This window comes from Candidatus Nitrosopumilus sp. bin_7KS (genome assembly GCF_054095835.1).
In genome coordinates, this window is sequence record NZ_JBSWSO010000004.1 from 163576 (window position 1) to 183354 (window position 19779).

The 19779-nt window shown below is 33.5% G+C and carries 24 protein-coding genes and 1 tRNA gene; 20 read left to right on the plus strand and 5 right to left on the minus strand.

Features of this window, described 5'->3' with window-relative positions; all coding sequences use genetic code 11:
- Positions 1–22 precede the first annotated feature (22 nt).
- Genes ACW9W4_RS04230 through ACW9W4_RS04240 form a run of 3 tightly spaced genes read left to right on the plus strand, consistent with a single transcriptional unit; the run spans position 23 to position 1926 of the window.
- Positions 23–487, plus strand: coding sequence for a hypothetical protein (locus ACW9W4_RS04230; protein WP_457761245.1), 465 nt, complete (start codon positions 23–25; stop codon positions 485–487).
- Between the two features lie 54 nt (positions 488–541).
- Positions 542–1336 carry a transcriptional regulator gene (locus tag ACW9W4_RS04235; protein ID WP_457761246.1) on the plus strand — a complete coding sequence of 265 codons (795 nt, stop codon included), beginning with the start codon at positions 542–544 and terminating at the stop codon, positions 1334–1336.
- Positions 1333–1926 (plus strand): RlmE family RNA methyltransferase, encoded by a 594-nt coding sequence (locus ACW9W4_RS04240; protein WP_457761247.1) that lies wholly within the window; start codon positions 1333–1335, stop codon positions 1924–1926. Before ACW9W4_RS04235 ends, ACW9W4_RS04240 begins: the two co-directional genes overlap by 4 nt.
- Here the strand turns inward: ACW9W4_RS04240 and ACW9W4_RS04245 are convergent.
- On the minus strand, positions 1916–3064 hold the full coding sequence (locus ACW9W4_RS04245; protein WP_457761248.1) for a tRNA (guanine-N1)-methyltransferase: 1149 nt from the start codon (positions 3062–3064) through the stop codon (positions 1916–1918). The two genes, ACW9W4_RS04240 and ACW9W4_RS04245, sit on opposite strands and share 11 nt — an antisense overlap.
- A gap of 60 nt (positions 3065–3124) precedes the next feature.
- Between ACW9W4_RS04245 and rnhB the strand changes: the two genes are divergently transcribed.
- Positions 3125–3745, plus strand: coding sequence for a ribonuclease HII (gene rnhB / locus ACW9W4_RS04250; RefSeq protein WP_457761249.1), 621 nt, complete (start codon positions 3125–3127; stop codon positions 3743–3745).
- On the opposite strand, the gene ACW9W4_RS04255 is transcribed toward rnhB, so the two are convergent.
- Entirely contained in the window at positions 3742–4416 is a 675-nt protein-coding gene (locus ACW9W4_RS04255) for a fibrillarin-like rRNA/tRNA 2'-O-methyltransferase (RefSeq protein WP_457761250.1), read from the minus strand. The two genes, rnhB and ACW9W4_RS04255, sit on opposite strands and share 4 nt — an antisense overlap.
- On the minus strand, positions 4403–5806 hold the full coding sequence (locus ACW9W4_RS04260; protein WP_457761251.1) for an NOP5/NOP56 family protein: 1404 nt from the start codon (positions 5804–5806) through the stop codon (positions 4403–4405). The genes ACW9W4_RS04255 and ACW9W4_RS04260 overlap by 14 nt, the downstream gene beginning before the upstream one ends.
- Positions 5807–5884: 78 nt before the next feature.
- Here ACW9W4_RS04260 and ACW9W4_RS04265 point away from each other — a divergent pair, with 78 nt between their 5' ends.
- The 11 genes from ACW9W4_RS04265 to ACW9W4_RS04315 all read left to right on the plus strand — a co-directional run bounded on the left by ACW9W4_RS04265 (position 5885) and on the right by ACW9W4_RS04315 (position 14494).
- Positions 5885–6796 (plus strand): dihydroorotate dehydrogenase, encoded by a 912-nt coding sequence (locus tag ACW9W4_RS04265; protein WP_457761252.1) that lies wholly within the window; start codon positions 5885–5887, stop codon positions 6794–6796.
- Complete coding sequence (locus ACW9W4_RS04270; RefSeq protein ID WP_457761253.1) at positions 6780–7592, plus strand: dihydroorotate dehydrogenase electron transfer subunit; 813 nt, start codon at positions 6780–6782, stop codon at positions 7590–7592. The genes ACW9W4_RS04265 and ACW9W4_RS04270 overlap by 17 nt, the downstream gene beginning before the upstream one ends.
- A 51-nt stretch (positions 7593–7643) precedes the next feature.
- Positions 7644–9368, plus strand: a complete 1725-nt coding sequence (locus ACW9W4_RS04275; RefSeq protein ID WP_457761254.1) for a B12-binding domain-containing radical SAM protein — start codon at positions 7644–7646, stop codon at positions 9366–9368.
- A gap of 40 nt (positions 9369–9408) precedes the next feature.
- The gene (locus tag ACW9W4_RS04280; RefSeq protein ID WP_179362381.1) at positions 9409–9591 is read left to right on the plus strand and encodes a 30S ribosomal protein S30e; all 183 of its coding nucleotides are present in this window, start codon (positions 9409–9411) and stop codon (positions 9589–9591) included.
- Positions 9592–9672: 81 nt separating this feature from the next.
- The gene (gene radA / locus ACW9W4_RS04285; RefSeq protein ID WP_457761255.1) at positions 9673–10866 is read left to right on the plus strand and encodes a DNA repair and recombination protein RadA; all 1194 of its coding nucleotides are present in this window, start codon (positions 9673–9675) and stop codon (positions 10864–10866) included.
- Positions 10867–10956: 90 nt separating this feature from the next.
- The gene (gene rlmN / locus ACW9W4_RS04290; RefSeq protein ID WP_457761256.1) at positions 10957–12012 is read left to right on the plus strand and encodes a 23S rRNA (adenine(2503)-C(2))-methyltransferase RlmN; all 1056 of its coding nucleotides are present in this window, start codon (positions 10957–10959) and stop codon (positions 12010–12012) included.
- A 52-nt stretch (positions 12013–12064) separates the two neighbouring features.
- Positions 12065–12364: a 50S ribosomal protein L21 gene (locus ACW9W4_RS04295; RefSeq protein WP_457761257.1), complete on the plus strand. Its 300-nt coding sequence runs from the start codon at positions 12065–12067 to the stop codon at positions 12362–12364.
- A gap of 1 nt (position 12365) precedes the next feature.
- Positions 12366–12692 carry an RNA polymerase Rpb4 gene (locus ACW9W4_RS04300; RefSeq protein ID WP_179362377.1) on the plus strand — a complete coding sequence of 109 codons (327 nt, stop codon included), beginning with the start codon at positions 12366–12368 and terminating at the stop codon, positions 12690–12692.
- 20 nt (positions 12693–12712) lie between these two features.
- A complete protein-coding gene (locus ACW9W4_RS04305; protein ID WP_179362376.1) occupies positions 12713–13279 on the plus strand; it encodes a DUF655 domain-containing protein in 567 nt (188 codons plus the stop codon).
- A complete protein-coding gene (rsmA, locus tag ACW9W4_RS04310; RefSeq protein WP_457761258.1) occupies positions 13276–13983 on the plus strand; it encodes a 16S rRNA (adenine(1518)-N(6)/adenine(1519)-N(6))-dimethyltransferase RsmA in 708 nt (235 codons plus the stop codon). Before ACW9W4_RS04305 ends, rsmA begins: the two co-directional genes overlap by 4 nt.
- Entirely contained in the window at positions 13958–14494 is a 537-nt protein-coding gene (locus tag ACW9W4_RS04315) for a HemK2/MTQ2 family protein methyltransferase (RefSeq protein WP_457761259.1), read from the plus strand. The genes rsmA and ACW9W4_RS04315 overlap by 26 nt, the downstream gene beginning before the upstream one ends.
- Here the strand turns inward: ACW9W4_RS04315 and ACW9W4_RS04320 are convergent, their stop codons facing one another.
- Positions 14495–15526, minus strand: a complete 1032-nt coding sequence (locus tag ACW9W4_RS04320; protein ID WP_457761260.1) for an isocitrate/isopropylmalate dehydrogenase family protein — start codon at positions 15524–15526, stop codon at positions 14495–14497.
- 110 nt (positions 15527–15636) lie between these two features.
- Between ACW9W4_RS04320 and ACW9W4_RS04325 the strand changes: the two genes are divergently transcribed.
- The 5 genes from ACW9W4_RS04325 to ACW9W4_RS04345 all read left to right on the plus strand — a co-directional run bounded on the left by ACW9W4_RS04325 (position 15637) and on the right by ACW9W4_RS04345 (position 18962).
- Positions 15637–16383: a metallophosphoesterase family protein gene (locus ACW9W4_RS04325; RefSeq protein WP_457761261.1), complete on the plus strand. Its 747-nt coding sequence runs from the start codon at positions 15637–15639 to the stop codon at positions 16381–16383.
- 340 nt (positions 16384–16723) lie between these two features.
- Complete coding sequence (locus ACW9W4_RS04330; RefSeq protein WP_457761262.1) at positions 16724–18199, plus strand: hypothetical protein; 1476 nt, start codon at positions 16724–16726, stop codon at positions 18197–18199.
- Between the two features lie 235 nt (positions 18200–18434).
- Positions 18435–18521, plus strand: a tRNA-Ser gene (locus ACW9W4_RS04335).
- A 35-nt stretch (positions 18522–18556) separates the two neighbouring features.
- Entirely contained in the window at positions 18557–18718 is a 162-nt protein-coding gene (locus ACW9W4_RS04340; RefSeq protein ID WP_457758916.1) for a hypothetical protein, read from the plus strand.
- A 73-nt stretch (positions 18719–18791) separates the two neighbouring features.
- Positions 18792–18962: a hypothetical protein gene (locus ACW9W4_RS04345; protein ID WP_179360484.1), complete on the plus strand. Its 171-nt coding sequence runs from the start codon at positions 18792–18794 to the stop codon at positions 18960–18962.
- Here ACW9W4_RS04345 and ACW9W4_RS04350 read toward each other — a convergent pair.
- Positions 18952–19776, minus strand: coding sequence for a SirB1 family protein (locus ACW9W4_RS04350; protein ID WP_457761263.1), 825 nt, complete (start codon positions 19774–19776; stop codon positions 18952–18954). The genes ACW9W4_RS04345 and ACW9W4_RS04350 overlap by 11 nt on opposite strands.
- Between the last annotated feature and the right edge of the window lie 3 nt (positions 19777–19779).

The following is a 19779-nucleotide window of genomic DNA, read 5'->3' on the forward strand; positions in this document are numbered from 1 at the left end:
GAATTATAGATTTTAAAACAAAATGGCTAGCAAGCGAGTTTTCATTGTATTTGTTTTACCTGTGATTCTCTCAGTAATACTTGGCTCAGTAGTTTTGTCAGACGTTCTTCAGAAACCTGGTAGAGAGTTAAACATGTGGCCAATGTCTTATTCTGAAGGTGTAGGTGCTCATAGTTCTCCCATTGAAATTATTGGATTATCTAAACAATATTCTACTACAGAACCTGTTGAAATTCAAGTAAAAGTCACTGATTCTTCATTTAGTTGTGGAGATCTCTATATTACGATTTATTCATCTGGAACTACTGATGTAATTTTACAAGGAGGATTCTTTGAACAATGCTTTGAATCTGGAAGTAACACTATTCCTGTTGGGGATGAATTTTCTAAAGTGATTGACATACCTGGTTCTTATGATATAGTCACAGAAATGGTCTCAAAACAGCTAAAGAATATCTCTACAAAAGGAACATTTACTATTAAATAGGAATGAAATCGTGTTGATACGTAAGATATTGGATTTAATAAATAAGGTGATTTAATGGCAAAGAAAAAAGATACTCTAATTGAAGAAGCAGAAAAAATTAAGGCAGATCTTGATGAATTAAAAAAGAAAAAGAAAATTCTAGATACAAAACCTGTAAAGAAAACAGCAAAGAAAGCTGATACAAAACCTGTAAAGAAAACAGCAAAGAAAGCTGATACAAAACCTGCAAAGAAAACAGCAAAGAAAGCTGATACAAAACCTGCAAAGAAAACAGCAAAGAAAGCTGATACAAAACCTGCAAAGAAAACAGCAAAGAAAGCTGATACAAAACCTGTAAAGAAAGTAGTAGAAAAACCTGTTAAAGTAAAGAAATTAACTAAAAAAGAATTAGAAGAAGAAAAAAGAATCGCTGAATTAACTCTAGAAGAAGAATTAGAAGAGCAACTCTCAGATGCAGAAATTGAAAATTTCCAAATTGAAAAAGTTGACATGGAGAGATTGACAAACAAAGTTTGTGATATTTTAGCTGAGAAAGAGTCTGATGGAATGTTCCAAAGTGAATTATGGAAGAAACTTAAACTTACTAATCAAGTTGGTTCTAGATTAGCATTAAAACTTGAAAGAATGGGTACAATTACCAGAGAAAAACTTCTTGAAAATAATCGTTGGACATACAAATTAATTTTAAAGAAAACTCCAATCAGTACTCAATCTATTGAAAATGCACCCTGTTTAGTTTGTCCTGTTGAGCAGAAATGTTCACTTGAAGGGGAAATTAGTCCTACAAATTGTCAATTTATTGAGGATTGGGTTATTGCTGAATTGAAAAAACCTATGAAGGCTAAATGAAACTAGCAGATGCACGAAAAGATTACTATCGTAGATTAGCTCATGAACAAGGTTTTCGTAGTAGAGCTGCATTCAAACTCCAAGAATTAAACAAGTCATATCGTCTTATAGGACCTGGCTTCAATGTTTTAGATCTTGGTTGTGCACCTGGAGGTTGGACTCAAATGGCCATAAAATTAGTTGGAAATCAAGGAAAAGTAATGGGAATAGATTTGTCTTATGTTGAAGAAATTCCTGGGGCTCATATTGTTAGAGAAAATATTGAAGATGAACATGTTGTAGATGATGTATTATCTTATTTTGGGCGTAAAGTAAATGCTGTAATTTGTGATCTTTCTCCTCAAGTAAGTGGAAATTGGACTGTTGATCATGCAAAGCAAATATCATTAAATTATGATTGCGCAAAAATAATGGACAAAGTTTTAGCTCACAAAGGAAATGCCGTATTCAAAATTTTTGATGGGGAGTTCTCAATGGAATTTAGAGATTATATTAAGAAAAAATTTGTAAGAATAAATCTTACAAAACCTGATGCAAGTAGGAAGCAAAGTAGTGAATTGTACCTTGTATGTTTAGGTTTTATTGGATAGTTTCAAAAATTTTAATTATTTCTTTAATATTTGCATTAGTTTTAAATCCTGTTGGATTAAACACAGTGACACTAGCTAAAAAGTTATTTTCTATTAAACTTGAAATTGCTTTTTCTAATTTTGGTGGTGAGGATTTCATTATTGATGCAACTTCATCTATTGTATAGTATGCTCCTGGCATTTCTGATTCAGATAAGCATTTACAAAGAATTTTTTCACAATTTTTGTCTGTTTCTAATTTAGAATTTTCTACTATCATATCTTGAACAAATTCTTTGTTGAAAATTTTATCAATCCATAATGGTCCTGCCAAACTAATTTTTGAATTACACAATTCACATTCTTGCTCTTGTTCTAATACAATTTTTCTATTTCCACAATTTTTGCAATGTACAATATATCCTAAATTCTCTTGTTGATCTGGTCTATTGAGAACTTTGACATATGTTCTATAGTAGTGCATTTCACTTTCTACGAACATGGGAATAATAGTTACACCTAGTCTTGCTGCAACTGCTCTGAGAGATCCTAAAATCAATCTAATTGCAATTTCATTTCCGTATTCCGTTCTAACTGGGATTCCTCCATACTTTCTTTTACATGCCGATTGAAAGAGGCCATTTAGCACTTGAAGGTCTGTTGCTGCAGTTGATAGTATGCCTCCATGCATCGTTGCTCTAATTCCACAGTCAAAAAATGCCGCAGGAGATCCAAAAGGATCAATATCTACAATTGAGCCTCTTTCTCCTTTTTTTGAATAATTACTAAAAAACCTACATACTTCTTTTTCAGAAAATTCTATATTTTTTACCTCATTTAGATTTGCAGAATATTTTGCCATTTTGAGTGCAGAAGGATTAAGATCATTAATTACAATTTTTTCAACATCTAATTCCTTTGCAACTCGTAATCCTCTAGCTCCTAATCCTGAAAGACCTTCTAAGAAAATTTTTGGACCTTCAAATTTGTTAAGAAAAGCCGAATATGCGATTATTGAAAAATCTCTATTTAGTTTTGCTTTAGGATTAAAAAATGCTGGTTTCATTGGCGGTACTTTATCTGTAAGTGATTTTTTTGGGACTAGGAGTTTAGTTTTCCCTTCAATTATTTCTTGAAGAGTTTCATCTGGAAATTCCAATTGATTTTCATTTTTTCTAAACGTATAACGGTTTAATACTTGCGTTTTAAGAAACAATTCGTGCAAATTTGTGGTATTGATGATGCAGGACGTGGTCCAATGTTGGGACCCTTGGTGATAGCTGGCATATCAATAGATAAAAAAAATATTAAAAAATTAAGCAAATTGGGAGTAAAAGATTCAAAAAAACTTACTCCTAAATTACGAGAAGATCTCTACAAAAAAATTATTGGAATTGTAGATGATTACTATATTGCAAAAATTTCTCCTAGATCAATTGATGCTAGTGTAAAAAAACACTGCCTAAATGGTTTAGAGGCAAAATATATGGCAAAAGTTGTTTCAAAATTAAATCCTGATGTATCGTATGTTGATTCATGTGATGTCAATCCTACTAGATTTGGGAAAGAAATTTCTAAACTATCTGATAACCATAAAATTAAATCGTATCATAGAGCAGACAGTAGATTTGTTGTAGTGTCTACTGCATCCATTCTTGCTAAAGTTAGTAGGGATAGGGTAATTATGAAATTAAGAAAAGATCATAATTTAGGTAGTGGGTACCCTTCAGATCCTGTAACTGTAAAATTTGTAAAGAAATATTATAAAAAAAATCATGAAATGCCTAAATTTGTGCGTAAAAGTTGGAAACCTGTGCAGAAAATTATTGAAAATAACTAATGATTAAATTTTGAAATTACCATTGCGTGATCTTTATCATATGGATGAAGATCTATAGTCTGTAATACATCAAATCTTAGTTTTAGTTTTTCTATTTCCTCCTCAACAATTCTTTTTGGAGCTTTTGTTACATCTATACTTCTAGTTTTGATAACTAGAAAGAAATAACCTCCTTTTTTTAGATACATTTCACAATTATCAATTGCAATTTGTGTTTGATCTGGCTGTGCAATATCTACATACACAACATCAACTTTTCCAAATACTGAAAAATATTCTTTTGGTTTTCTAGCATCTTGTAAAATTGCAACAATGTTTTTTCTAAATGTTGCAACTCTATCTAAGAAATCTCTTGCTACTCTACTTGCATGTTCTACTGCAAAAACAATTCCGTTAGATCCTACAATATCTGATATGTGACTTACTGTAGTTCCAGTTGATGCTCCTAAATATAGAACTGTACTTTTATTTTCAAAAGGAAAATATTCAAGTTCATTCATAATTGCTGCAGCTAATTTACTTCTAAATGGATCCCATAATCTATATTCAATATTTTTTTTAATGATTAATTTTTCTTTGTAAACCTGATTTCCAGGAACCATGTTTTCTGTAGCTAATTTTTGTTGCCCTTCTGATTTTATCCAAAAAAATGACTGATTATCGTCTTCCAAACTTTTTTCTCTTTTTATTTGAATCTGTTCTTTCATCATTCCTTCCACTATCTCTTCTTGGATTATCTCTAAAGCCACCTTCTCTTCTATCTCCACCTTCTCTTCTTCTATCTCCACCTTCTCTTCTTCTATCTCCACCTTCTCTTCTTCTATCTCCACCTTCTCTTCTTCTATCTCCACCTTCTCTTCTTCTATCTCCACCTTCTCTTCTTCTTGGTTTGTCTCCAAATCCACCCTCTCTTCTAAATGATGGGGGTGGTCTCATGTCTTTTTCAGTTGGATTTTCATATTTTTTGCCAATTTCATCAACTCTGATGTTGAGTTTTTCAAGTAAAGTTTGATTTAATCCCTCACCGTAAACATCCACTCTTGCAGCGATTACTGCCTTGGCAGCTACTGCACGAGCAATTTTTCCTCTTTGCCATCTTGGGGCTGCATGAACCATTGCATGTTGGAATAGTAAGCCGTGTTTAGGTGGTTGTGAACCTGTCTTCAATGATCTGAATAATGCTTTCTCAGCTCCTAGAACTTGTATTGTACTAGCTGGTAATGATGCCATTTTTTTGAGACTTCCAGCTCTTCCTAAAATCCTTGCACCAACTGCAGTACCAAGAATTGCTGAAGTATTTGGTGCAATCTCTTGCATTTCTGCTTCAACATGTTCTTCGAGTTTTTTACGTAACTCGTGAAAATCTAAAACTTGTTTTGCAATTGATTGAACTATTGATAAATTAATATCTGAAATATCTCCACCTCTACTCTTTGATGAAATTAATGACAACATTTCTACTTTTGATTCTGGAAAACCAGCTTCTTCAAAAATTTGTTTAGTTAAAGATTCTCTTTTGCCTGCTAATACAATTTGTGCATATCCGTTAATACTATCAATAATATTATCTAGTTCTGGAAAATGTAATCCATACCATTCTCTAAGTCTTGAACTTAATCCATTTGCAATTTTATCAATTTCATCTAGAGAATTAATTGCTTGAATGATGTGTAGATCTGGACTTTCTGAAACTTCGGTAACTTTTGATGATGATAATCCTAATGCAAACTCTCTTAATTTTCCAAGTGTATCTTGTAGATTTGATGCAAAACCAGAATCTACAATAATCTGTGGCTTGTTTGTTTGAATTTCATCTAATTCAGATTCATCCATTAAATGACAATCAATTGAATATTTTTTTAAAATTGCAAGTAATGATTCATCACTTACAGAAAACCCTCTTTGAGTTGATGCTAGATAATTTACAAGTTCATTTAATTTTGATTCTTTATTTTTAACTAATAGATACTCTTTAACAGGATTTGAGAATGAAAATGCTTTGTCTAGTTTCCCGTCATTGAAAACTGAGATTCCTAACTCTGTCAAAACTACAGAATACATGACTAGTTGATTCTAAATGACCTTTAAAAAAGGTACCAGAATCAACTGTTATATTCGAAACTATGCTCATTAATCAAAGTGGAACCTAGTATTGCAACTTCCATAGGTCAAATCCAATTAGATAAACCTGTAATGCTGGCATCTGGAATTTTAGGCATATCATTAGATGTGTTTAATCGACTTTATGCATCAGGGGCAGGTGCTGTTGTAACTAAATCTCTAAGCACCGCACCATGGGAAGGATATCCAAACCCCACAATCTTTAGTGTAAAAGGTGGTGGATGGATAAATGCAGTTGGACTTTCAAATCCTGGTGCTTCAAATTTTGCTAAAATGATTGAGCCAAATCAAGATGTTCCAATAATTGTGAGTTTGGTAGGGTCTGTACCTGAAGACTTTGAAATGATGATTAAAGAATTCAAAAATTGTAAAGTCAAAGCATATGAATTAAATTTATCCTGCCCTCACGTTGCCAAAGTCGGTTTGGAGGTTGGTGATGATCCTGGATTGGTCAAAGCAATTGTTTCTACTGTTAAAAAAGCAACAGATGTTCCTGTAATTGCCAAAGTTGGCTTGGGGACTAGTAATTATCTCAATACAGTTAGTACTGCAATAGATTGTGGAATTGATGCAATTACTGCAATTAACACCGTTAGAGCAATGGCAATTGATGTTGAAACTCAACGTCCTATACTTAGCAACAAATTTGGAGGGTTATCTGGAACTCCAATTAAACCAATTGCATTAAGATGTGTTTATGAGATTTCTTCAAAATATGATATACCAATAATTGGATGTGGAGGAATTTCTACTTGGGAAGATGCAATTGAATTTTTCTTGGCTGGAGCTTCTGGTGTTCAACTTGGAAGTGCAATAGGTGATAATTGGGTTGGAGTTTTTGATGATATTAACAAAGGAATTTTAGATTATATGAAGAGAAAAAATTATTCTACAATAAAGGAGATGGTGGGTCTTGCAAAGAAATCTTAACCATCCTACAATTGTTACAATTGAAAAAGTAATAGATGAAACTCCGACAGTGAGAACATTAGTTTTTTCTGATGATGTGATGCCAACTGTTCTTCCAGGACAATTTGCAATGGTTTGGATTCCGGGTGTTAATGAATTACCAATGAGTGTAATGATTTCAAAAGAATCTGGAAAAGCTGCATTCACTGTACGAAAACATGGTCCTTCATCTACTGGTTTGTTCAATGTTCCAGTTGGAGGACAAATTGGAATTCGTGGTCCTTATGGGAATTCTTTTAATGTAAAAGAAGGAAAACTTTTGTTAGTTGGAGGTGGAACTGGACTTGTTCCAATGATGAGATTACTTAGTTTTGTAAAACCTACTGATGATGTTACTGTTCTAATGGGTGCAAAATCAAAAGATGAAGTTTTCTTTGAGGATTTATCAAATGAATTATTGAAAAACAATCCTCACCAAGTTATTGTTTCTACTGATGATGGTAGTTATGGTGAGAAAGGATTTGTAACTGATTTAGTTGAAAAATTAGTTAGTGAAACTCATTTTGATGCAGTGTATGTTTGTGGCCCTGAAATTATGATGTACAAAACTGTACAAGCTGCACATTCCAAACAAATCTTTGTTCAAGCTAGTCTTGAGAGAATGATGAAATGCGGTGTTGGAATTTGCGGTAGCTGCTGTGTAGGTGAGGATCTTGCTTGCCGAGATGGAACTGTATTTGATGGAGAACATTTGTCCAAAAATAAGGAATTTGGTCATTTTCATAGGAATAAGGCTGGAATTTTAGAAAATTACTAAGTTTGGCACGTAAGGTTTAAAATCAATCATAAAATTATTTTCGTGAAGGGTATGGGTACTCCAAAAATAGTCTTAACTGCTGATAGAACTTTGATGTCTCCTTATAGGGGATTGTCTCTTGCAACATTCTTCGGATGTGCTCCAGCAGTAGATCCTAACAGGGATAAGAATAGTTTTTGGTATAAGATTCTTGGAAATCAAGTAACTCCAAAAGTTCTCTTTGATTTCATTTGTAATTGGTCACCTGATATTGATGGTGTGGCAAAATATGCTCCATATGGATTAAGAAAATTAGAAGCTGGTTTGTTACGTGATGGTTTTAGCAGACAAGATGTTGTAGTTGCTCATCCAAATCATATTGAAAAATTTATTGGTCCTGAAACTGAAGTTATTGGAACTTATGAAATGGATCCACTTGGAATGGGCCCAGTTACTATGACATTTACTTATGGACGAAAACAAACTTCTTACGATGAATTTTACAATGCAGAGTTACATCATAGAATTAAAGCTGCAAAAGCAAGAACTGGAAGTAAAGCAAAAGTAATTTCTGGTGCATCTGGAACATGGCAATACAATTATGATCCAGCAAAAATTGAAGAATTTGGAATCTATGCAATATTAGAAGGTGAACTGGGAGGTATTGCACCTGAAATTGATGGACATGCAGGTCGCTTCTTTAACTATTTGATTAATGGTGATTTTGAAAATATGGATCCATTCAGAAAAAGAAGTGACTTTAAAGTTAACATTAAAGAATTTGAAAGAGAAGGAAAAAAAATTCACGGAAGATTTGTAAACTTCTGGGATAGACCAGAATTAGAAGACATTCCTAACATTGTAGAGCCTAGCATGCATGGTATGGTTGAGGTAATGCGTGGTTGTGGTAGAGGATGTAAATTCTGTGACGTTACATTAAGATCATTAAGATACTATTCGCCAGAAAAAGTCAAACAAGAAATTGAAGTTAACATAAAGAAAGGTGGTTCCAAATCTGCATGGATTCACAGTGATGATATTTTCGTTTATGGAATGGATCCTCGAACTGCAAAAGGAATGGAACCAAATAGAGAAGCATTGGAAGAATTATTCACTGCAATCATGTCTACTGGAGTTGAGCATACAAATCCAACTCATGGTACATTGGCCGGTGCAATAGCTGATGAAAAGCTCCTTCCAAACCTCTCAAAAATAATGAAAGCCAGTCCTGATAACATGATTGGTGTCCAAGCAGGACTTGAAACTGGAAGTCTTAGATTAATTGGTAAATACGCTGATAGAAAACTTGCTCCATATGATCCATCTGAATGGCATTGGGTTGTAAAAGAAGGTGTAAAGACAATGAATGAGAATTATTGGATTCCAGCATTCACTTTGATTATGGGTCTTGACAATGATGAAACTCCTGAAGATTCATGGGAAACCATTCAATTAATCAGTGAATTAGAACATGAACAACCTGATTCAATGTTCACTGCAACTGCACTTACGTTTGTTCCAATTGGATTACTAGAACAATCTGATTTCTTCCATATTGGAAATGAGATGACTCCTGCACAATTGGGAGTTCTTTACAAGACATGGCAACACAATTTCAAATATGGTATTCAAAAATTCATGACTAAGACTGGTTCAAAAGGTCCACAAAGATATGCTTTCAACGCACTTGCAAGATCTCTTGGAGGTATTCCACTTGGAGCCATGGAGAAATATGCACGAAGAAAGAGTAAGGAACACGAAAAAGTCATAGAGACTGTAAAGGCCAAGTACTGGTAGTCATCCAAATACATAAATTCACTAATCCTGCATTCCTATCATGGCAACACACGGTTCACTTACCAAAGCAGGTAAAGTACGAGGACAGACCCCTAAAGTCGAAGGTAGAAAGATTGTAGGTACTAGTTCTAGTGTTGGTAACAAGAGTAACTACAACAAACGATTTGTTTTAGGAAGATATCCTGGTCAAAACAAACCTGGACAAAGAAGAAAGAGACGTTAGTCCATTTCAGAATATTTTATAATTTTACGATCATTTTCTCAAACAATAACCTTATAAAGTACTGGTACCGTACTATACGGTATGGTAGAAGATTTAAGATTAGATAGTTTAGAGGGCGTAGGTCCTGTAACTACAAGAAAATTATCCGATGCAGGTGTCCACAACGTCATGGACCTTGTTGTTAGAGGTCCTGTTGAAATTGCATCCATTACTGGGATGGAAAAGGAGACTGCTGAAAAAATTGTCAATAAAGCCAGACAACATTTAGTTGATGGTGGATTAATTGCCAATCATTTTACAAGTGCAACTGAGATTTACAAACACCGACAAAGTATTGGTAAAATTACAACTGGTACTAATTGTCTTGACACTCTATTTGATGGCGGTGTTGAGACTCAAGCTTTAACAGAAGTTTATGGTGAGTTTGGTTGTGGTAAAACACAATTTGCACATACCATGTCTGTGATGGTTCAAAAAAGCAAAGAAGAAGGTGGTCTTGAAGGATCTGTCTTATACATTGACACTGAAAATACTTTCAGACCTGAAAGAATTGTATCTATTGCTAAAGCACATGATATGGATCCTGAAAAAGTTTTAGACAATATCATCGTAGCTCGTGCATATAACAGCTCACACCAAATATTAATTTTAGAAGAAGCTGGACCTGTAATTGAAGAAAACAATGTTAAACTAATTGTTGCAGATTCTGCAGTTGGTCTATTTCGTGCTGAATATCTTGGACGAGGAACATTATCTGTAAGACAACAAAAACTAAATCACTTTGTTCATTTGTTGTCTAGAATTGCAGAAACATACAACTGTGCTGCAATTGCAACCAACCAAGTTATGGCATCACCTGATGTCTTCTTTGGAGATCCAACTAGACCAATTGGTGGAAATGTAGTTGCACATACTAGTACCTACAGAATCTACTTTAAGAAATCAGGCAAGAAACGAATCGCCAGAATGGTGGATAGTCCTCATCATCCTGAAGAAGAAGTAATCTTTGCTTTGGCTGAAGCAGGTGTAGTAGATCCTGAAGAAGCTGAGAAAAAGACTACCAAAAAGGTAACTGCCAAGAAAGCAACTAAAAAGACAAAAAAGTCTGAGGTAGAGGCTACAGTAGAAACACCTGAGGTAGAGGCTACAGTAGAAACACCTGAGGTAGAGGCTACAGTAGAAACACCTGAGGTAGAGGCTACAGTAGAAACACCTGAGGTAGATGCCACTACAGCAGAAATCGAATCTGATGATTTCGACCCGGTAGAAGAGTAATCACTCTTTTCCCTTTTTTCATTATTTTTGATTCTATCCTAATGGAATCATTAAATTATGAAATATCCCACATGAATCTGTTAATACATCATGACAGATCTTTATCGATTACTTCCAGAAGAGATGGAGCAGCTCGTAATAGATATGGGATATCCTAGATATCGGGCAGATCAAATTTTACTTCCACTGTATTACAAATTTCCAAAGGATCTTAATGATATTCCACAACTCCCAAAAAAATTACGAGAGGACTTGACTGCAGCAGGATACACAATTGGTTCTGCAAAAGAAACTCATCGTATTGTAAGTGATGATGGAGATACTACAAAATTATTGTTAAATCTAACAAATAATAATTCTGTAGAAACTGTTTTGATGCAATATGATCCATCTAAAATTGGTGGCCATCCACGTTCTACCATTTGTGTTTCTACTCAAATTGGTTGTGCAATGGGATGTGTATTTTGTGCAACAGGACAAATGGGATTTGAAACAAATCTAAAAGCTGAACATATTGTATCACAAGTAATTCATTTTGCAGAAATATTACAACAAAGAGGAGAGCATGTGACAAATTTAGTTTTTATGGGTATGGGAGAACCTATGGCAAATTATGATGAAATGATTCGAGCTGTAAAAATTTTAACACATGATAGAGGATTTGGTTTGGGTCAGAGACATATTACAATTTCTACAATTGGAATTAAATCAGGAATTGAAAAACTAGCTGAAGAAAATCTGCAGATAGGTTTGGCAATTTCTTTACATGCCCCAAATAATGAATTAAGAAAAAAATTAGTTCCTACAGCAACTCCTAATTCTGTAGAGGAAATTATTGAAATTGGAAGAAATTACTTTAAAAAAACTGGACGTCGTGTGACGTTTGAATATGCACTTATGGAGGGAATAAATGATTCACCTGAAATTGCAACAGAATTAGCTAGGCTCTTAGATGGAAATGGATCTCATGTAAATTTGATCCCGATTAATCCTACTGCTGGTGATTTCAAGCGTCCATCAGAAAAAAATGTCAAAGAATTTGAACGAATTTTGTCCAAAGCAGGAGTAAATTGTACCATTAGAATTGAAAAAGGTACGGAGATTTCAGCTGCATGTGGCCAACTTCGAACTGATCTTGCTGATTAAACACACCTACTTTTCTAAGTCTTAAAATAGGGCTTTCGAAGGTTTTACACTCATGGCAACTAAGAAATCCTCTGGTCGTTCACATGGATTTAAGCATAAATCTAGATCTATTATGACAAAAAAATCCCCTAGAGGAGTGTCATTTTTGTTACGTGAATACAAAGAAGGCCAACAAGCACTTGTCATTATTGATCCAAGACAGCACAAAGGATTGCCACACAGACGATACCACGGAAAAGTAGGTGTTGTTACAAATGTTGGTAGACGTGCAATTACATTAGATGTCAAATTAGGTGATAAAACGAAAGTCTTAATCACTAGATTAGATCACATAAAACCATTCGGTGTATGATATGGAAGAAGTAAAAAAGAAACAAGCTATTTCTCTTGCAGAAGTTAAAGAAATTTTAGGTAAAGTTGATGTTGAAGAGATGGATCAAATTCAACGTTGGACATATGATTATGTTTCAAAATTTGTATCAACAGAACCAAAAGAAGCAAAAGAAATGAAAAAGCAACTCGTCAAAGAATGTGAATTAACTGAAGATGAGGCTGTTGAAATAGTTAACATTAGACCTACAAGTTTAGCTGAATTACGTTCCTTCACATTTGGTTGGAAAAAATTAATTCTTGCTGAAACCCTAGAAAAAATGCTCAAAATAATCAAGGAGCATTCGTAAGTTTTTAGGAGTATTCTATTTTGAATCGGGCACAACCCCCAGCTAGAAAGTATGAGGAGTATGCATATGTATTGGATTTCAATTCTAGAGGAAAATCCTCCACAGTAAGGGGTAGAGATGGAATTATTATCACGGCTATTGGCGAAGATAGATTAACTCTTTTAGAAGTTCTTGGAATTCCCAACTCTACATTTGAGATAGGTGAGAAAATCTATATCGGAAAAGAAGGACGAACCAAAGTTCTATCTGTCTTAGGAAAGATGGAGTATAGTAAAATTTCATCATCTGCTCAAAGTGAATTAGATTTAGTGGTTGAAACCATAGTTACTGCAAATGAACAAAAATTTGTTTCATATCTAAACAATGCACAACCATTGACACCGAGAATTCATGCGTTAGAACTAATTCCAGGAATTGGAAAAACATACATGAAAACAATGTTGGAAGAAAGGGAAAAACAAAAGTTTGAAAGCTATCAGGATTTACAAGACCGTGTTGGATTCAAAGAACCAATTAAGCATATTTCTGAGCGAATCCTGGATGAAATTACAGGAGAAAGTAGAATGAATCTCTTTGTAAAAAGATGATAAAACGAAAACGACTTGGCCAACACTTTCTAACATCAAATTCTATAGCAAAATCCATAGTTTCTGAGGCTAAAATTACTAAAAACGATATTGTATTTGAAATTGGAACTGGTCAGGGAATCCTAACTTCTCTTTTATGTGAAAAAGCTGACAAAGTAATTTCAGTTGATATGGATGAGGAATTAATTAAAAATGCCAAATCAAAATTTCCACATTTGAATAACCTGGTCTTAAAATCTGGTGATGGTTTGAAGAAAAAAGATCTTTTTACTATTTTTGTTTCTAATTTGCCATATTCTAGGAGTAAGGATGCAATTGAATGGCTGGCTCAGACTCCATTTTCACATGGAGTAATAATGGTTCAAAAAGAATTTGCTGATAAACTCCTTGCAAAATCATCTAAAAATAGAAAAGCAATAAGCATTATTGCCACATCTGCATTTGAAATAACTGCAGTGCTTAAAGTAGGGAAAAATAATTTCTCTCCATCACCAAAAATTGATTCCGTGGTTTTAAAAATAATTCAAAAAAATAATTTATCTAAAGAACTTATTCAGACAATTAACAAGATATTTTCATATCGAAGAAAGACAGTCAAAAATATTTTAAAACAATTCAATAAAGAAAGTGACATAGATAAACGAGTAGATGACTTATCTGGAGAGGAAATAATTAGCCTTGCAAACCAAATTCTTGAAAAATGACGAGTATCCTCCATCTGAGGATACTTTTTTCATTGCAAATAATATTGAAAATGAAAAAGGAAACTTTGCTCTGGATGTTGGTAGTGGTTCAGGATATCTTACAAAATTACTTTGTAAAAATTTTTCATTAGTTGTTGGAACTGATATTAATTGTGAAGTGCTACGACATCAAACTTCTTACAAAACACAGAACCTCATTTGTTGCAATGGTTCAGATGCATTAAATATTAAATTTGATTTTATTGTATGTAATTTACCATATCTTGCAACTGACACCATCATTGATATTGCAACAGATGGCGGTGCTGAGGGATTTGAAATCCCAAAAAAAATATTTGATTCTGTAATTAGTAATATGGCTGAAAATGGAAAATTTGTATTTGTAACATCATCGCTTTCCAATTATCAAAAATTGATTGATTATGCTCAAAAATTAGGCTTGAAGACACGAATTATGGCAAAAAAGAAACTATTTTTTGAAGAATTAATTCTAGTAGAAACTATTAGGTGACTATCTCCTTAAATTTTCTTTTGCATATGTGATAATTGCATCAGTCATTTGTGTAGTTGTTGCATTACCACCAATATCCCATGTTACTGCCTTTCCTTCATTGATTACTTTGTCAGTTGCATCAAATATTGCATCTCTAATTTCTCTTTCACCTAGATAATCTGCCATCCAAGCTCCTGAAAGAACAGTTGCAGTTGGATTTACTTTGTTTTGTCCTGCAAATTGCGGAGCACTTCCATGTGCTGCTTCAAACATTGCATACTTGTCTCCAATATTTGCAGAATAGATTAATCCAATAGAACCAACAAGTGCTGATGCAAGTTCTGAAATAATATCCATGAATAAATTGGTACTAACTAGTACTGATCCATTAAATTGCTCAGTTGCAATTACCATCTGTTGTGCCATGTTGTCTATGTAAATTTCAGATAATTCAATTCCAGTTCCTTCAACTGATTTTTGTGCTTCATTCCAAAATATTCCGTCTGTTTCTTTTAGGATATTTCTTTTTGTTATTGCTACCATTTTTTTCATATTGAATTTATTTGCCCAATCTACTGCAGAATTGAGTAATCTTCTGCTTCCTTGTCTTGTTATTTTTCTAATGGCAATTGCTGCATCATCTGTAATTTTTACCTCTACACCTGTATAGAGCCCTTCAGTTGCTTCTCTGAAACACACACAATCAAGTTTTCTATTTGGAGTTAACCTGTCATAAGTTTTAGTTGGTCTGATATTTGCATAAAGATCAAATTTTTGTCTTAATGTCACTGCAACACTTCTAGGTGCACCTGGAACAGGAATTGTAGTTGTTGGACCCTTGAAACAACAGTCTGATTCTTCTAAAATTTTCATTGTAGCATCAGGAATGTATGATTTATCTTTTCTACCGTTTTTTCCCCATTGTTCTGAGCCTACTTCACACAGAATTAACTCTGATTGCAAGTTACATTCCTTTAAGACCTTTAACATTGAATCTACAACTTCAGGTCCAATTCCATCCCCTTTCATTACAGCTGCTTTTTTACTCAAAACTGCAAGAATTTGAGGATGTTATTATTTAATTCTACCTTGAATTGAAATGTTTTCTACATACTTTCTATAGAGATGATTTAATACCTATTTTGATAAATAATTTTTAAATGCAGATAGTTCAAATCTCTGATCTACATGTGGGCTCTCAATTTATTCAAGAAAAGTTTGATATTTTAGTAAAAGAAGTAAATGAACTAAATCCTGATGTAATCATAATCACTGGTGATTTAACAAATGAAGGATTGATGAAAGAATATGAAGAATGCAAATCTCTTTTAAAAAAATTTAACACTAGGAAAATTATTACAATAAGTGGAAACCATGATTATCGTAATACTGGATATCTTTTATTCAAAAAATTCTTCCCTTTTGAAGCTGTAAATGAACTAAGTAATGATGTTGTACTAGTTACAGTTGGAACTGCAAGACCTGATAGAAATGAGGGTGAGGTAGGATATAGACAAAATTTATGGTTGGAGCGAACTATGAAAAAATACAAAGACCAAGTCAAGATTGTTGCAATGCATCACCATTTAATTGCAATTCCTGATACTGGCTCTGATCAACTTACAGTAGTTGATGCAGGTGATGTGCTACGAACTGTTCTGGATTCTAAAGTTGATGTAGTATTATGTGGACACAAGCATAGGCCATGGGCATGGAATTTTGGAACCCTCACTGTAGTTAATGCTGGAACTGCTACATCTGAAAGAGTTCGTGGATTCTTTGAAAATACTTACAATATTCTTACAATTGATAAGAAAAAAGTACAAGTTGATCTAAAAATTGTAGGAGGAAAACGACTCCCTATTGAGGAGATTGTGAATAATTACAGCCAGTTTGGTGATGAATGAGTTTATTTACTGAAATCTGTGATTTTATTCGTTAAATTGTGACTAGAATCAATTTTTTAGTCCTTTTTTGTATCTTTATTTATTTACAACCTGCATATCCCCATAGACATGCTGCCATACTTTCTTGGTATTTTTGCGATGTTTGACTCCTTTTCCTCTCTTTGTCCATACTTAGGGAAATTGGGAAAAAAGAGATACCTTCCAACTACCTTCAAGAATAGTGAGTGATTTTTACTGATATAGTATTGGTTCTGTTTACTTGGATTATTACATTAGGATCATTATATTGTAATATTATAATATTAGATAGAGTTAATTGTTACCAAGTTTGAATTATTATATGATTAAATCAAAATCACCAGTTTTGTTAATCGGTATTATAGTTATTTTGTTTACAATTGGATTTACTCCATATTTAACACAAGAAGCATTTGCAGCAGCACCGACAATCTCATCATATGTAGCAGATGATCCAGATGATTTGGATGTTGTTTATAGTAATGACGACACGCTTACAATAAATTTGAGTGCTGCTAGTAATGCTACTACTACAACCTGTGGAGGTTCAACATTCCCATGTGAGATTTCTAGTGGGGCAGTTACAGGAAATTTTACATTTAGTCCTAATCCAATTTCAGGAGCCACATTTACTGCAGAATGGACGAGTAATTCAGCACTTAGATTAACATTTTCAAGTATAGGTACCGCTGTAGCACTTTCCACATCAAATGTTGTGGTTAACACTGGTAACACCATTGGTCCATTCAATAATGGTTCAGATAACACGGTAATGATTGTTCCAGGTAGTACTGTTAGTTTAACAGGAGACTTTGGATTGTTTGTCGCAGCTACTGTCACTAATAATGGCGGTGGATGTTCGGGTGACTGTGTAGAGCCAACATTAGGTATTGATCGTAATGGTAAAAGAGTGGTGGATAATGGCTTTACATACAATGGTAAATCAATTGACGTAGAACGATACTTTACACCATATCCTCTTGTAACTGTGCAAACTGGAAAACAAAACGTGGCCGAATTCAAAATTTATGAAGATTCAGGACTAGACAAAATATCTCATTTAGAATTAGCATTTGGTCTTGCCAAAGGTGAATCAGTTGGAATGAGCAAAGCTGTAATCAATTGGGATAGAACTTTTGACGGTATTGAAACAGTTACTCTAGATGATCCTGAAAATGTACTAGATAAAATCAAAGTTACAACTTCTGAAGGTTATTGTTCAGAGGAATCACAAACAAAATGTCTCATAGTTAAAGTCACACATACTTTTAGAGCTCCACTTGATTTCGATATACTTGGAACCAATGTTTGGGATATCAAACGTAATGCATGGCAAAATTATTACAACCACGGAATTGAAGTAATTGGAGAATCTCTAAATCCTCCAAAAGAATATGATGGAATCAACAAAGGACACATTTACCATCTAACTGAAACCAGTAAAACTACTGCAGTTGATGAGTTTGGTAATTCATGGTCATTTAACTATGGTTTATGGAACATGGATTATGTAATGCAAGAAAAAATTCAAGACACATCTTCAATTATGACTAGAGAACATTCAGAGTTCCCAAAATACAAAGAAACTCAAGCCAATAAATCCATAGAACAATTACTAGTACAATGTCCAACTTGTTTGACATCGTTTGCAGATTTTAAGGACTCTTCAAGTCTCATATACTCAGAAAGAATTGATAGGGCAAATAATCTAGAATTACAACAAAATATGATTTTGGAAGAAACAAGAGCCCAAGAGACTTTGAAATACATACTCAATCCTTCGTTACATCTCAAATAATAACAATCTAGAAAAAATTTCAAAAAACAGGGGAACATAGTTTAATTTGTAAATAATAGAGATGATGAACGCTGATTGTTTTGATGAAACCTTTGGTGAAATTGACGATATCTTTGCATATGACTTTCAAACGATTGAATGATTTCTTTTAAAATTCCCTCAAATATCATTAATATCTTCAAAATAAATCCCAAAAAAGTTTGACTTATTTACAGATAAATTCTAGGCATCTTATGCGGGGGTCGCCTAGCCTGGTAGGGCGTGAGATTGCTAATTTCATGTTCGCAAGAACTCGTGGGTTCGAATCCCTCTCCCCGCGCCATTAAAACTTAATAGACCGATTCAGGAAGTTTTACTATGGGACGAAGAAAATCACAAAAAATCATTCGTACTGGTCCAAAAAATGCTACTACTGGTATGTGTCCTCTTTGTAAAACAATTGGTAAAATTTTCATCCTTGGTTCTCCTGGTGAAGAGAGAGCAAAATGTGAAAAATGTCGTCAGGAATTTGAATTATAGTTCAAAAAACTAACCTGTCCATCAAAACATTTACCCATAACTTTTTAAGACAATTTTTTTAAAATAGATAATCATGAGTTCAGAAGCTGAAACCATCTATGAGAGAGTTGCAAAACTTGAAGACGAAATTGCATTACTTAGAAGCGAAGTTGATATCCTCAAACAAGCACTAAGAAATAAAATTGCTCGTCATGAAATCTCAATGATCAAGAAAGGAACTGATGTAGATTCAATTATTGATTAGTTTTCGTCTTTATACTTCTAATTAATTCTAAAATAAAGTCTACATCTTCTGCATTTGGGTTTATTTCTAAATATTTATTCAAATATTTTAAAGCGATTTCAGAATTTTTTAATCTCTCTTCTAAGATTCCTTTATCTCTAATATCTTCAGCTGATTCTGGTTCAATAGCTAGTACCATGTTTACACATCGCAAAGCTTTTTCATAAACAAATGATTGAACATAAGAATTTTTTAAATTCCTTGTTAGCCTTACCAGTATTTGTTCTGGTCTAACCTCATCTAGAAATTCTGGTTTGAATTCTAACTGTCCTCCATAATTTGCATCAAGAATATCTTGCAAGTCATCAACATCTAGTAAACGACCGTCATAAAATGGATCTAAAATCATCTCTTCATTGTATTTTACCAAAATATGGCTGGGAAATCCCACAATCTTTAATTCCAATCCGATGAATTTTGCAATTTCGGCATATAGAATTGATATAGTGATCGGAAGCCCTGCCTTTGTATCAATTACTTCGTTTAGAAAATTATTTTTTGGATTATAATAGTCATCGTCGTCTCCACTAAATCCTAAATTTTCAAAAAGATGTTCATTTAACATTGAAATTAAATATGTTGGATTTTTTACATCACTGATTGATTCTTTTAGTGATTTTCCAATCTGATTGATTTTTTGGATATAATCATCCACATTTAGATCTGGATATTCTAAAATTTGTGCAAACTTGAGACATTTTTCAACCAAGTTAAAACTTGGATTTTTTACAAATGCAAGCCATTCTGCTACTAACGGATCAAATTTTTCTTCCAATTA

Bases quoted from the DNA above. Each gene is read 5' to 3' on its own strand.
- ACW9W4_RS04230 (WP_457761245.1), top strand. From the start codon at position 23: ATGGCTAGCAAGCGAGTTTTCATTGTATTTGTTTTACCTGTGATTCTC.
- ACW9W4_RS04235 (WP_457761246.1), top strand. From the start codon at position 542: ATGGCAAAGAAAAAAGATACTCTAATTGAAGAAGCAGAAAAAATTAAG.
- ACW9W4_RS04240 (WP_457761247.1), top strand. From the start codon at position 1,333: ATGAAACTAGCAGATGCACGAAAAGATTACTATCGTAGATTAGCTCAT.
- ACW9W4_RS04260 (WP_457761251.1), bottom strand. From the start codon at position 5,806: ATGTATTCTGTAGTTTTGACAGAGTTAGGAATCTCAGTTTTCAATGAC.
- ACW9W4_RS04275 (WP_457761254.1), top strand. From the start codon at position 7,644: ATGGGTACTCCAAAAATAGTCTTAACTGCTGATAGAACTTTGATGTCT.
- ACW9W4_RS04280 (WP_179362381.1), top strand. From the start codon at position 9,409: ATGGCAACACACGGTTCACTTACCAAAGCAGGTAAAGTACGAGGACAG.
- radA (WP_457761255.1), top strand. From the start codon at position 9,673: ATGGTAGAAGATTTAAGATTAGATAGTTTAGAGGGCGTAGGTCCTGTA.
- rlmN (WP_457761256.1), top strand. From the start codon at position 10,957: ATGACAGATCTTTATCGATTACTTCCAGAAGAGATGGAGCAGCTCGTA.
- ACW9W4_RS04295 (WP_457761257.1), top strand. From the start codon at position 12,065: ATGGCAACTAAGAAATCCTCTGGTCGTTCACATGGATTTAAGCATAAA.
- ACW9W4_RS04300 (WP_179362377.1), top strand. From the start codon at position 12,366: ATGGAAGAAGTAAAAAAGAAACAAGCTATTTCTCTTGCAGAAGTTAAA.
- rsmA (WP_457761258.1), top strand. From the start codon at position 13,276: ATGATAAAACGAAAACGACTTGGCCAACACTTTCTAACATCAAATTCT.
- ACW9W4_RS04325 (WP_457761261.1), top strand. From the start codon at position 15,637: ATGCAGATAGTTCAAATCTCTGATCTACATGTGGGCTCTCAATTTATT.
- ACW9W4_RS04330 (WP_457761262.1), top strand. From the start codon at position 16,724: ATGATTAAATCAAAATCACCAGTTTTGTTAATCGGTATTATAGTTATT.
- ACW9W4_RS04340 (WP_457758916.1), top strand. From the start codon at position 18,557: ATGGGACGAAGAAAATCACAAAAAATCATTCGTACTGGTCCAAAAAAT.
- ACW9W4_RS04345 (WP_179360484.1), top strand. From the start codon at position 18,792: ATGAGTTCAGAAGCTGAAACCATCTATGAGAGAGTTGCAAAACTTGAA.